9 protein-coding genes and 2 pseudogenes are annotated in these 12,709 nt (G+C 69.5%); 10 read left to right on the forward strand and 1 reads right to left on the reverse strand.

Annotated features, from left to right (window positions below; all coding sequences use genetic code 11):
- Nucleotides 1-55 precede the first annotated feature (55 nt).
- The 7 genes and pseudogenes from A0130_09950 (at nt 56) to A0130_09980 (ending at nt 7,928) form a co-directional block, all read left to right on the forward strand.
- Entirely contained in the window at nt 56-1,405 is a 1,350-nt protein-coding gene (locus tag A0130_09950; GenBank protein ID ANF31952.1) for a pyridine nucleotide-disulfide oxidoreductase, read from the forward strand.
- Nucleotides 1,402-1,860 (forward strand): hypothetical protein, encoded by a 459-nt coding sequence (locus A0130_09955; protein ID ANF31953.1) that lies wholly within the window; start codon nt 1,402-1,404, stop codon nt 1,858-1,860. The genes A0130_09950 and A0130_09955 overlap by 4 nt, the downstream gene beginning before the upstream one ends.
- On the forward strand, nt 1,857-2,504 hold the full coding sequence (locus tag A0130_09960) for a hypothetical protein (GenBank protein ID ANF31954.1): 648 nt from the start codon (nt 1,857-1,859) through the stop codon (nt 2,502-2,504). The genes A0130_09955 and A0130_09960 overlap by 4 nt, the downstream gene beginning before the upstream one ends.
- Nucleotides 2,498-4,156 carry a glucose-methanol-choline oxidoreductase gene (locus A0130_09965; protein ID ANF33386.1) on the forward strand — a complete coding sequence of 553 codons (1,659 nt, stop codon included), beginning with the start codon at nt 2,498-2,500 and terminating at the stop codon, nt 4,154-4,156. Before A0130_09960 ends, A0130_09965 begins: the two co-directional genes overlap by 7 nt.
- Nucleotides 4,141-5,975, forward strand: a pseudogene (locus A0130_09970) (hypothetical protein). Before A0130_09965 ends, A0130_09970 begins: the two are co-directional and overlap by 16 nt.
- A pseudogene (locus A0130_09975) lies at nt 5,965-7,074 on the forward strand (hypothetical protein). The pseudogenes A0130_09970 and A0130_09975 overlap by 11 nt, the downstream one beginning before the upstream one ends.
- 80 nt (nt 7,075-7,154) lie before the next feature.
- Complete coding sequence (locus tag A0130_09980; protein ANF31955.1) at nt 7,155-7,928, forward strand: hypothetical protein; 774 nt, start codon at nt 7,155-7,157, stop codon at nt 7,926-7,928.
- Between the two features lie 69 nt (nt 7,929-7,997).
- Here A0130_09980 and A0130_09985 read toward each other — a convergent pair whose 3' ends face one another.
- Nucleotides 7,998-8,657 (reverse strand): hypothetical protein, encoded by a 660-nt coding sequence (locus A0130_09985; protein ANF31956.1) that lies wholly within the window; start codon nt 8,655-8,657, stop codon nt 7,998-8,000.
- Nucleotides 8,658-8,740: 83 nt separating this feature from the next.
- On the opposite strand from A0130_09985, the gene A0130_09990 reads away from it, so the two are divergent.
- The 3 genes from A0130_09990 to A0130_10000 all read left to right on the forward strand — a co-directional run bounded on the left by A0130_09990 (nt 8,741) and on the right by A0130_10000 (nt 11,711).
- Nucleotides 8,741-9,355 carry a GTP cyclohydrolase gene (locus tag A0130_09990; GenBank protein ID ANF31957.1) on the forward strand — a complete coding sequence of 205 codons (615 nt, stop codon included), beginning with the start codon at nt 8,741-8,743 and terminating at the stop codon, nt 9,353-9,355.
- A complete protein-coding gene (locus A0130_09995; protein ANF31958.1) occupies nt 9,352-10,440 on the forward strand; it encodes a transaldolase in 1,089 nt (362 codons plus the stop codon). The genes A0130_09990 and A0130_09995 overlap by 4 nt, the downstream gene beginning before the upstream one ends.
- 794 nt (nt 10,441-11,234) lie before the next feature.
- Complete coding sequence (locus A0130_10000; GenBank protein ANF31959.1) at nt 11,235-11,711, forward strand: hypothetical protein; 477 nt, start codon at nt 11,235-11,237, stop codon at nt 11,709-11,711.
- The last annotated feature ends 998 nt before the right edge of the window (nt 11,712-12,709 follow it).

Below are 12,709 nucleotides of genomic sequence, written 5' to 3' on the forward strand. Positions count from 1 at the left end.
CTCGGGCGACGCCACCACGACGCATCAGACCATCCCGATCGGTGAGGAGTGATCGATGAGCGTGCCGCACATCCTCGTCCTCGGCGCCGGCTTCGCCGGGTTCACCGTGGCACGCGAGCTTCGCCGGGATGCCGCCTCCCACCGCATCCGGCTGACGGTGGTCGATCCGCAGCCCTTCCTGACCTACAAGCCGCTGCTGCCCGAGGTCGCCGGCGGTGAGACGCAGGCGCGCGACAGCGTCGTGCCGTTGCGCCGGCCGCTCCGGGACGCCGACCTGGTGTCCGGATCCCTCGCGTCGCTGGACCCGGACGCGCGCATCGCGGTGGTCCGCTTCCTCGACGGCACCGAGCGCGCCGTCCACTACGACCATGTCGTCCTCGCCGTCGGCGCGGTGACGAAGACCCTGCCGATCCCGGGGCTGGCGGAGAACGCGATCGGCTTCTCGAGCGTCGGCGAGGCGGCCTACCTCCGCGACCATGTCCTGGGCCGCATCCGCTTCGCCGCTGCGACCGGCGACCGCGCCGAGCGCCGCCGCGCGCTCACCTTCGTCTTCGTCGGCGGCGGCTACACCGGCGTCGAGGCGATCGCCGAGCTGCAGCGATCGGCCGCCGGGGAGCTCGACCGATACCCGGAGCTCGACGGCGAGGCGATGGAGTGGCTCCTGGTCGAAGCCGCAGACCGCATCGCCGCCGAGCTCACCGAACCGCTCTCCGCCTGGACCCTCCGCCTGCTGCGGCGCCGGGGCATCCGGGTGCTGCTCGAGACCGAGATGACGAGCTGCGAGAACGGGATCGTCGCTTTGAACAACGGCGAGATGCATCCCGCAGACACGATCGTCTGGGTCGCCGGCGTCACGCCCAACCCGGTGCTCGACCGCACGGACCTGCCGCGGGGACCGAGGGGGCACGTGCGGTGCGACACCTGTCTCCGGGTCGTGCGCGACGACGACACCCCGGTGGCGGGGGCGTGGGCGCTCGGCGACGTCGCGCAGGTGCCCGACCTGACGGCATCGAAGCAGCCGGCCTACTACCCGCCGAATGCGCAGAACGCGATCCGGCAGGCCCGTGTCCTCGCCCGGAACCTGAGGCTGGCGCTCGACGGCCGCGCGCCGGAGGAGTACCGGCACCGGTCGCTCGGCACGCTGGCCAGCTATGGCGGCATGCGCGGAGCCGCGGTGCTTCGAGGCGTCCCCCTTCGCGGGCTTCCGGCGTGGGCTGTCGACAAGGTGTACCACGCACTGGCCCTGCCGAGCCCAGGCAGGCGGGTGCGACTGATCCTCGGCTGGATCGGCAACGGGCTGACCCGGCGGGATCCGGCGCCCGTCGACGTCTTCGCCGACCCGGCGGAGCCGTTCCGCAGCGCGGCGCAGGCGCAGGCGCAGAAGAAAAAGGAGGACGACGGATGAGGACGCGCACTCCCGCGCGCACCACGGTCCACGGGATCGACCGGATGGTGCGCAACGTCGAGACCGGCCGCTTCGAACGGTCCCTCTCGGCTCTGACGGCGGCGGGGTCGCTGGTGACGGCGGCCGAGATCTACTTCGAGCACGACAAGGCGAGCTTCGGCAACCCGTGGATGTGGGCTCCGGTCGTCCTCGGCCCGGTGGGCGCCATCGCGGGCGTCGCCGGCGTGTTCAGCAAGCGCGCCGCCAAGACGCTGCTCCCCGTCGCCGCGGCGACCATCGTCGCGAACGGCCTGCAGGGGACCTACCTGCACGCCCGCGGGATCGGCCAGAAGCCCGGCGGGTGGCGCAACCTCCGCTACAACATCGAGATGGGACCGCCCCTGCTGGCTCCGCTCCTGGTGACGATGGTCGGCGGAATGGGGCTGCTCGCCGCGATCCTGAGGCGCGAGAAGTGAGCACGCCGCCCGTCGAGCGCGGGACGTCCGTGCCCGTCCGCTTCCCCGGGTTCCGCGTGCTCGATCAGGCGGATCACTGGGACGACGCCACCCGCGCGGTCGTGCTCGCCCGCGTCGGCCGCCCCTCCGACATCCGCTTCTTCGACGTCGCCGAGCAGGCTGCGGCGACCGCGCTGTTCGACGAGCTGCTCGACCAGGAGGGCAACGGCCGCGTCCCGATCACCGCACTGGTGGACGCGCGGCTCGCCGAGAGCCAGACCGACGGCTGGCACTACGACAGCATGCCCACCGACGGGGATGCGTGGCATCTCACCCTCGCCGCGCTCGACGACGACGCACGCGAGGCCCACGGCTGCACCTTCGCCGAATGCGACCGCGGCGCGCGCCGCGCCCTGCTCGAGACGATCCGCACCGGGGACGGCGACTGGCGCGGCTTCCACCGCGGCCAGGTCTGGAGCCTGTGGACGCGCTACGCGTGCACCGCCTTCTACAGCCACCCGGACGCCTGGGACGAGATCGGCTTCGACGGTCCGGCGTACCCGCGCGGCTACAAGAACCTCGGCGTCGGCAAGCGCGAGCCCTTCGAGGTCGCCGACGCGCATCCCGCCGAGCTGCCCGCCACCCGGGTCGGGGGAGGATCGTGAGCGCCAAGGCGGTGCGTGACCGCAACGCCTCGGCCTGGCTGCTCACCCCCGACGGGTCCCGGACGCGCCCCGACCTCCTCGACGGCATGCGGCGCTTCGCCGACACCGACGAGGTGGACATCGCCATCGTCGGCTGCGGCGCAGGCGGATCCGTGCTGCTGCAGCGCCTCGCGCGCGCGGGCTGGAGCGCCGTCGCCTTCGACGCCGGCCCGTTCTGGGACCCCGAGCGCGACTGGGTCAGCGACGAGGCCGGCTCCCACCACCTGTACTGGACCGAGCCGCGCCAGATCGGCGGCGGCGACCCCGTCCCGCTCGGCTCGAACAACTCCGGACGCGGCGTCGGCGGCTCCATGATCCACTACGCCGGGTACACCCCGCGGTTCCACCCGAGCGACTTCCGCACGCTGTCCGCAGACGCTGTGGGAGCGGACTGGCCGATCGGCTACAACGATCTCGCGGGCTACTACGCCGACATCGAGAACGAGCTCCCCGTCGCGGGCGAGGACTGGCCCTGGGGCGACCCGCACTCGTACCCGCATCACGCGCATCCGGTCTCCGGCAACGGCGAGACGTTCCTCCGCGGTGCGGAAGGCGCCGGGGTCACCGCGAAGGTCGGTCCGGTCGCCATCGCCAACGGACGCTTCGGCCATCGACCGCACTGCATCTACCGCGGCTTCTGCCTCCAGGGCTGCAAGGTGAACGCGAAGGCGTCTCCGCTCATCACGCATCTTGCGGACGCCTTGGAGCACGGTGCCGAGATCCGCGCGGACAGCATGGTCGCGTCCATCGGATTCGACGAGCGCACCGGACGCGCGACCGGCGTGCACTACTTCCGCGACGGGGTGCCGCGCTTCCAGCGGGCGCGGATGGTCGCCGTCGCCGGCTACTCGATCGAGACCCCGCGGCTGCTCCTCAACTCGCGTTCCGCGCGCTTCCCCGACGGGATGTGCAACGACTTCGATCAGGTCGGCCGCTACTTGATGGTGCAGGGCGCGCCGCAGACCGCCGGCCGCTTCCCGGACGAGATCCGGATGTGGAAGGCGCCGCCGCCGGAGGTCAGCACCGAGCAGTTCTACGAGACCGACCTGGCGAAGCCGTACAAGCGCGGCTACTCCATCCAGACGGTGTCGCCGCTGCCGATCACGTGGGCGGAGCATGTCATGGCGCAGGGCCACTGGGGTGCCGACCTGCGCCGCTACATGTCGGACTACGTGCACTGGGCCTGCCTCGGCGCGCTGTGCGAGTTTCTGGCGCAGCCCGACAACCGCGTCACCCTGGCCGACGAGACCGACCGTTACGGCCTCCCCGTCGCACACTTCTCGTACACCCAGTGCGACAACGACCGCGCTCTGGCGAAGGCGGCCCAGGCGACGATGGAGCGCATCCTCGAGGCCGCAGGCGCACAGGAGACCATGACGGTCCAGCGCTACGCGCACCTCGTCGGCGGTGCACGCATGGCCGCCGACGAGACGGAAGGGGTTGTGGACGCGGACTGCCGGACGTTCGCTGTCCCCAACCTGCTCATCACCGACGGGAGCGTGCTGCCGACCCAGGGCAGCGCCAACCCCGCCCTCACGATCATGGCCGTCGCGGCACGCGCGGCGGACCGGCTGCTCAAGGCGAAGGAGACAACGACATGGCGACGACAGTGAGCGAATTCGTGATCGGCCGGCTCCGGGAGTGGGGCGTGCGACGCGTCTTCGGCTACCCGGGCGACGGGATCGGGGAATTCGACGGGATGCTCGGCAAGGCGGAGCGCGCGGGTGAGGGCCTCGAGTACATCCGTCCGACGCACGAGGAGATCTGCGCCTTCATGGCCACTGCGCACGCCAAGTTCACCGGAGAGGTCGGCGTCTGCATCGCCACCTCCTCCCCGGGCGGCTTCCACCTGATGAACGGCCTCTACGACGCGAAGATGGACAACCAACCGGTTGTCGCGATCGTCGGCCAGCAGGGCCTGAACGCGTTCGGCACGTTCAACCAGCAGGAGAGCAACCTGGAGCAGGCGTTCTCCGACGTCGCCGAGTACGTCCAGACCATCGTCTCGCCCGAGCAGGCGCAGGCGGTCGTCGACACCGCGTTCCGCACCGCGATCACGCGCAAGCAGCCATGCGTCATCATCCTGCCGCACGACGTGCAGAGCATGAAAATGGCCGAGCCCGGCGCCGAGATGTGGGTCTCGCGCTCGAGCGCGGTCGCGCCCTCCACCGCCATCGCCCCGCCCGCCGAGCAGCTGCAGGCGGCGGCCGAGATCATCAACGCCGGGTCCCGCGTGACATTCCTCGTCGGAGCGGGCGCGGTCGGCGCCACCGAGGAAGTGCTGCAGGCGGCGCGGCTTGCCGGCGCCGGCGTCATCACCAGTCTGCGCGGCAAGCAGGTCGTGCCCGCCGACGTCCCGTTCCACACCCAGCAGGTGGGCCTGCTCGGGTCGCGCCCGAGCTACGACCAGATGCAGGACTGCGACACCCTGGTGCTGCTCGGCACGAACTACCCCTACGGGCAGTTCCTGCCGAAGACCGGCCAGGCGCGCGCGGTCCAGATCGACATCCGGCCCGAGCAGCTCGGCCTCCGCTACCCGACGGAGGTGAGCATCTGGGCGGACGTGAAGACCGCCCTGGCCGGCCTCCTCCCCTCCTCCGCCAGAAGGACGACCTGTCCTGGCAGGAGAAGGTCGCCGACAACATGCGGGACTGGGACGCGGAACTCGCCGCCCAGGCGGAGAACCACTTCGACGACGGGGTCAACCCGCGCAAGGTGTACGCCGAGCTGAACAAGCGCCTCCCCGCCGGTGCGATCGTCACGTGCGATGCCGGCACCACTGCCGACTGGTACGGCCACTACATCCGCTTGCGCGACGGGATGCGCGGCGACCTCTCCGGCCGCCTCGCCTCCATGCTCGCGGCGATGCCCTACGCGGAGGCGGCGAAGTTCGCGTATCCCGACCGGACGGTGGTGTGCACGATCGGCGACGGCGCCTTCCAGATGCTCGGGATGAACGAGCTAATCACACTGAAGAAGTACCTGTCGAAATGGGACGACCCCACCTTCGTCGTGGTCGTGCTCCACAACGACGACCTGACCCAGGTGTCGTGGGAGATGCGCACCGAGGACGCCAACCCGGTCTGGCCGACCTCGCAGGACGTGGAGTCCGTCGACTACGCCGGATGGGCGCGGCTGCTCGGCTTCCAGGGGATCACCGTCACCTCCGACGACCAGATCGAGGCCGCCTGGGACACGGCGCTCGCGCACCGCGGCGTGACCGTGATCGACGCGCACACGGGGAAGAACATCCCACCGCTTCCACCGCACATCACGTACGAGTTCGCGAAGAACACCGGACTCGCGCTGCTGAAGGGCGACCCGAACGGCATCGGCGCGATCAAGGACTCCGCCGCATCGCTCATCACCGAGGGGGTGGAGCGGGCGAAGGACGCGCTGCACATCGACCACGACCACGACCATGGGAACTGATGACGGGGCGCGGCTCCGCGCCATCACGACGGATGCATTCGACGTCCCCACTGCTACCGGTGGGCGCGAACGGCCTGAAAGCGACGGCACAATCACCTGGAACTCGACCGGCCTGATCGTTGTGAGGCTGTCCGCAGGCGACGAAACCGGGCTCGGTTTCACCCACGCCCCTACCGCCGCTCTCGGAATTATCCGCGACGTCCTCTGGCCGATCATCGACGGGATGGACACCCGCGACACCGAACGTCTCTTCTGGGCGATGGCTCGCGCCGTCCGCAACATCGGGTGGCGTGGCCTGTGCGCGAGCGCAATCGCGGCCGTCGACATCGCCGCGCACGATCTGGCCGCTCGGCTCGCCGGAGTACCGCTGAGGTCTTACCTTGGCGGAGCGCGCGACTCCATCGCCGCCTACGGCAGCGGAGGCTTCACCGACTACACCGACCGAGAACTGACCGAACAGCTGAGCTCCTGGGCCGAGCACGGACTCCGCGCCGTGAAGATGAAAGTCGGCTCCCAGCCGGACGACGACCCGCGCCGCGTCGCCCTCGCCCGCGAAGCCATCGGCCCCGACGTCGAACTCTTCGTCGACGCGAACGGCGCCTACGAGCGCAAGCAAGCCCTCCACCTCGCTGATCGATTCGCAGACCTCGGCGTCACCTGGTTCGAAGAGCCCGTGTCCAGCGACGACCGCACCGGTCTGCGCCTGCTCCGAGACAGGATGCCCGCACCGATCCGAGTCGCCGCCGGCGAGTACGGGTACACGCCCGCCGACTTCCGCGACCTCGTCACGCCAGGATGCGTCGACGTACTGCAAGCCGACGCCACCCGATGTGGCATCACCGGGTTCCGCGTCGCCGCCACGCTCGCGCGCACGTACGGCATCCCGCTCAGCGCCCACACAGCTCCCGCCTTACACGCCTCCGTGGCCGCCGCGTTCGAGGGCGCGATCAACGTCGAATACTTTCACGATCACGCCCGCATCGCCGGAGCCTTCTTCGACGGGGTCCCGGCCCTACGCGATGGCGACCTGGTACCCGACCGGGCAGCCCCCGGACACGGGCTCGAGCTCAAAGAAGCCGATGCCCGCCCGTATCGGGTCGCATCCTTCACCCGCGCAACTGACCCGAGCGCGCCCGGCGAAGCGCTCGACAACCCGAAACAACAACGAGGAGGAACGAGATGACGTACCGGCTGGTTCAGCTTCCCAGCGGCCGAGAAGTGGGCATGACCGGTCTCGGCGACCCCGCCGGTGAACGCCTAGCAGTGCTCCTCCACCCGACACCCGGCGCGTCCGGCTTCGACCCTGCACCCGATGTCACGGCGCGCTCTGGCCTCCACCTGCTGACCTTCGAACGTCCCGGCTACGGGGCAACCGAACAAGAAATCATCAGCGTCACCCAATGGGTGGACGACCTCGCCGGGTACCTGCGCGAAGCTGAGGCAAGCGCACGAGAGCGGCCAGCGCAGACCAACTACGGCGGAATCGGCGTCATCGGCTGGAGGGAAGGTGGAATCTACGCAGCCGCACTTGCCGCCCGTCACCCACGCCTGGTCAATCGGCTTGTCCTAGTGGCGGCGCCCGCCCCGTCGCGAGCGGCGAACGCGCACGCCTTTCAGGCCGAATTGACACTTACCCGCGCGTCCGACGGGCCGCTCGGTTACCCCGACCGCGTGCAGCGGATGCTCGAAACCGCGTTCACACAAGGGGACGCCGGAACCATCGCCGATCATCACGCGTTCGAAGAGCCCATTCCGGCGCCGCTGCAGGTCAGAGCCGAGACTCTCATCCTGTACGGGACCACGGACGCCTACGCGACCGTGCACGACGCACAGTGGTACGCTCACGTCGCCTCCCGCGCACGAGTCGAACGGGTTACCGGTGCGGCAGATATCATCGGGCGACATTGGCAGCGCATCACCGACTTCCTCAACCCTGAACCTACCTCCGAATGAAGGAAGCGCTTCACCCCGGGCGTCTACGGGCAGCGGACGACGCGGCTGACGGTCTTCACCGGATAGGCCTCACTCCCTCAGGCCGGATGGCCCGACCCGCACGCAGCATCCCCCCGTCGCGGGTTCCAGCCACACCGGCCTCCTGTCCGGCGACTCGTCGCTGATCGCACCGACCAAGGCGACGTTCGCCGAGCAGATCAGGTCGGTGTGTCGCGCGGCCAGTCGGTGGAACGGGCAGTTGGTGAGGCGGTAGCCTCCGTCGTCGTCCGCGACCGGTTCGTAGCCCACGGCGTCCAGCGTCTCGGCGAGCTCCCGCCCGGGGTCTCCACAGGCATGGCCGTGCTCGGCCGCGACCGCGAGGAGGCATTCGCGGACGGGTGCGCCCGTCTCATCCGCCCGCTCGACGGCCCGGGCGAGCAGTTCCCCGGCGAGGTCGTAGCGGCGCGGCGGGACGGCCGCGATCAGCTCGTCGTGGGCGAGTGCGTAGAACTTCGCGGGGCGGCCGGAGCCCGGGCCGCGTCGATCGCCGCGGTGGGCGAAATCGGTGACGAGGACTCCGGCATCCACGAGCTTCTCAAGGTGGAAGGCGACGGTCGCACGCGGGACCCCGGTGCGCTCGGCGAGTTCGTCGCGCCCGAGGGGCCGGCCCTCGGCTTCGATCAGCCGATACAGCTCGAGCCGCACCGGGTCGGCGAGCGCAGCCAGCGCGGAGAGCGCGTCGGGAGTCATTTCCGCATCCTAACTCTAAAAAAGCGATTCTTGACAAAAGAATCGACACATCCTTACAGTCAGCACATACCGAGGAGGCGATCATGTCACTGGCGACGGATACCGAGGAGGAGGACGCGGCCCTGGAGCCGGTCCCGGGTCCCTGGGCGGGTGCGATCGACCGGCACAGAGCGGAGGCGGCGATCGTCGAACTGCTCTCGGCGCTCGGCCGAGACACGGCCGGCCCGCAAGTGGCCGACACCCCGCGGCGCGTCGCAGCCGCCTACGCCGAGATGCTCGACGCCACGCCGCTCCGGATGACGACGTTCCCGAACGACGAGGGCTACGACGACCTCGTCCTGGTGCGCGACATCCCGTTCACCTCGCTCTGCGCCCACCATCTGCTGCCCTTCCGCGGCGTGGCCCACGTCGGCTACCTGCCGGCGGGCAGGCTCCTCGGGCTCTCCAAGCTGGCGCGCGTCGTGGAGCACTTCTCCCGTGACCTGCAGCTGCAAGAGAGGCTCACCATGCAGGTGGCCGACTTCCTCGACGAACAGCTCGAGCCGCGCGGCGTCGGGGTCGTGCTCGAAGCCGAGCACCTCTGCATGTCGGCCCGTGGCGTCAGGGCGGCCGGCACGCTCACACGCACCTCCCGGTTCACCGGCGAGCTCGCCGGCCCGGGACGGGAGCTCTTCACAGAAAGGACGGCAGGACGATGAACGCCATCCACGAACTCCGCGCCGCAGGGGTCAGCATCTGGCTGGACGACCTCTCCCGCGACGACATCGTCTCCGGGCGGCTCGCCGACCTCGTCGACGCGCACGGCGTGACCGGCATCACCACCAACCCGACCATCTTCGCAACCGCGCTGGAGAAGCACCCGGAGGCGTACGCCGATCAACTCGCCTCCCTCCGCGCGAGCGGCGCGGGCGCCCGCGAGGCGGCGCTCGCCCTCGTCACGGACGATGTGGGCGCCGCGTGCGACATCCTGCGGCCCGTCCACGAGAGCACGGGAGGCGCGGAGGGCTTCGTCTCGATCGAGGTGACCCCGGACACCGCGCACGACGTCGAGGCGACCCTGGCCGAGGTGCGTGAGCTGAGCGGCCTGGTCGATCGACCGAACCTGTTCGTCAAGATTCCGTCGACCGACGCCGGCATCCTGGCGCTGGAGGAGGCGACCGCCGAGGGCTTCAGCATCAACATGACCCTGTTGTTCGGCATCCCCCGCTACCGCCAGGTCATCGCCGCCTACCGGCGCGGGCTCGAGCGTGCGCGTGCCGCGGGCGCAACGCTCGCGGGCATCCACTCCGTCGCCTCGTTCTTCGTCTCCCGGGTCGACGTCGAGGTCGACACCCGGCTGGACGCGCTGGGGACGCCGGACGCGAACGCGCTGCACGGCCGCGCCGCCGTCGCCAACGCCCGGCTGGCCTACGCCGAGTTCGCCGCATCACAGGAGGACCCGGTCTGGCGGGCGCTCGCTGAGGCCGGTGCCAACCCGCAGCGGCCGCTGTGGGCGTCGACGGGCGTGAAGGATCCGGGGATGCGCGACACACGCTACATCGAGGACCTCGTCGCCCCGCTCGTCGTTGACACGATGCCTGCGAAGACGCTGCAGGCGGTCGAGGACCACGGGCGGATCGTCCCGGACAGCGTCAGCGCGGGGATGGCCGACGCGCGCGAGGTCGTCGACGCGCTCGCGTGGGCCGGCGTCGCGTTGGACGACGTGTCCGCGCACCTGGAGCAGAAGGGAATCATATCGTTCGGCGACTCGTGGGAACGCCTCGTCGCGGCCGTCACCCCATGAACGCGCCGGCGCCGGTGTCGGCAACGCGCTGCCCTGTGCTCACTGCGCGGTGTGCGAACCGCGCTAGCCCAGCCACCGTCGCTATCCCTCCCTACCGCGACGGGTCTGTTCGCAGGCCGGCTCACCGGGCGACGCGACCGCGCAGACAGCGATCGCGTGCTGGAACAGCTCAACTGGGGATGCAGCCCATACGCCAGCGGCATGTGGTGCCTGACGAACGACTCCCACACCGGCCGATCCATCGGCGAATCGCGATACTTCGGGCACGGCGATTGGATCGCCTCCGACTGGAACAACGCCTGACCCGAGACCTACACGCCGAGGCTGCTGCAGACCCTCTTCGGCTGAACCAGGGCGGGTCCCGCGAACCTCGCATGGTGGTTCGCCGCCATGCCTCCGCAACGAGTGACCGCGGCATAGTGCTGCTCATTCTCGGCAGCCTCAGCGGGTGGATCAACGTGGCATTCGGGGCTCTCATCGGACTTGGAAGCGTCGCCTACTCCTGGCCCTGCCGGTGCTCGCCTCTTCGCCGAAGATATCGGCCGCGTGCTCTTGTCCGGCCACGAGGGCGGCGACAGCGGCGACCTCACCCTGCCGTCAAGGCAGGCAGCCTTGTCCGGTAGGGTTGCGCCGTGAAGCTCGCAAAGCCCGCCGTCATCGGTCTCATCGTGCTCTCACTCGCTGGCTGCACCGCGGCGACGACAAGGGCGCCCACCGGATCCGCGGGCCCCAACAGTTCGAGCGCGCCTACCCGATCTGCAGCCCCCGACAGTTCGAGCGCGGACGTCTCGGCGATGCCTGCAACCGTGGATAAGCTGCCGACCAGCTGCGAAGCGCTCTACTCAGGTTTGAACGAGTTCATGTCCGACGGCGGTTCGCTGGTCCTCAACCCGGCGTGGAGGTCCGGGTCGGGCGCGCCAAGAACCGACTATGGCACCTACGACGCAGATCTCGCAGGCATGTTGGCGAAGAATCCCGAACTCATCTGCGACTGGGCACCGGCGACAGGCCCGAGCGACACGTTCCTCACCACGCAAATGCGCCACGTCAATGTGGCGACTGGGCAGGCGGCGACTGCCAGGATGAGAGCTAAGGGCTGGTTCTGCGGCCAGGCGTACAACGGCCAATGGTGCGTGACCAACGACTCCAGCACCGGCCGGTCGATCGGCGAATCACACTGGGTCGGCCAGGGCTACTGGATCGCCTCCAATTGGAACAACGCCGGTCCGCAGACATACACACCCGAACTCCTGAAGAGGCTGTTCGGATGACTGGGGCAGCGCCGACCCATCGCAGTCGGGGAACACTGACCCAACCACGCCGACCAGTCCGCCCTACAACTTCTGACCTAGGACCGCCTGAGTCCGGTGCTCAGCCGATGGTTGGCGCCCGCGGCTCGCTGCGTTGCGTCCCGCGCCGCGCCTGCGGTCGATCGCACGTCAGTGGCAGATCTTGATAGAGGCCGGTTCCATCATGCGGGTGATGTGCGCAAGACTCCCGTTCCAGCCGATCGTCGTTCCCCGAGCGCCAGCCAACTAACTCCGCCGGCGGAAGCATCGGCGGTGCATCATTCCGTCGTGGCTGAGCCGGTTGCTTGATCAAACGCTGCGTCGAGTCGGCCGGCCTGCTGGTAGTCGACCAACGATTACTGCGGCATTCTGACCTCGCCGCGGTACAGCACGGTTCGTAATGTTCCCCGGTCAATCGCCGCGTGGATTTCCAGCTCGGAAACGCCCAGCCGTAGCGCGGCAGCCGCAGGCAGGGAATAATCCGGGTCGTTCATGCCCGCAACCTATCAGTTCAACCTGCGACGACTGATCCCAAATTCGGTTGCTCAACCGGCTCGCAGCCCGCTACAAGGCTGCTCCATGGGTCAATTCTCCGAGTGGCGCGCTTGTCGGGCGCCGCCAACTCGTTGTGATGACCGGAGATGCCGTCGCCCGTCGCCGCCGGCTCTATCGCGGCCCTGCCAACCACTCAACGCCGGCCCATAAGCCCAGCAACGCTCCATGCATCATCGCCATCGAGGTCGCGCGGGTCGGCGGTGCGGACCGCGTTCTCCGTCGACGATCAACTGCACAGCCATCGAACTAGCAACGAGCTTCGCGCGCGGAGCCGACTACGTCGGCACCGTCTTGTGTGTTCTCCCCGCTCCGGCCTGCGATCGTAACGGCCTCCGGCTGCTCCGTTCCCGACCCTCGCTAATTGCAGACTCCGTCGCTGCGCTCCTCCGCTTAGCAACCGCTCCTCCCGGTCGCTGCTCTGCCTC

This window comes from Leifsonia xyli, from assembly GCA_001647635.1.
GTDB lineage: Bacteria > Actinomycetota > Actinomycetes > Actinomycetales > Microbacteriaceae > Leifsonia > Leifsonia xyli_A.

What these genes read in the sequence shown, in the direction of transcription:
- A0130_10000 (ANF31959.1), top strand. Translation starts at nt 11,235, where the DNA reads ATGCCTGCAACCGTGGATAAGCTGCCGACCAGCTGCGAAGCGCTCTAC.
- A0130_09955 (ANF31953.1), top strand. Translation starts at nt 1,402, where the DNA reads ATGAGGACGCGCACTCCCGCGCGCACCACGGTCCACGGGATCGACCGG.
- A0130_09990 (ANF31957.1), top strand. Translation starts at nt 8,741, where the DNA reads ATGTCACTGGCGACGGATACCGAGGAGGAGGACGCGGCCCTGGAGCCG.
- A0130_09950 (ANF31952.1), top strand. Translation starts at nt 56, where the DNA reads ATGAGCGTGCCGCACATCCTCGTCCTCGGCGCCGGCTTCGCCGGGTTC.
- A0130_09985 (ANF31956.1), bottom strand. Translation starts at nt 8,657, where the DNA reads ATGACTCCCGACGCGCTCTCCGCGCTGGCTGCGCTCGCCGACCCGGTG.
- A0130_09980 (ANF31955.1), top strand. Translation starts at nt 7,155, where the DNA reads ATGACGTACCGGCTGGTTCAGCTTCCCAGCGGCCGAGAAGTGGGCATG.
- A0130_09995 (ANF31958.1), top strand. Translation starts at nt 9,352, where the DNA reads ATGAACGCCATCCACGAACTCCGCGCCGCAGGGGTCAGCATCTGGCTG.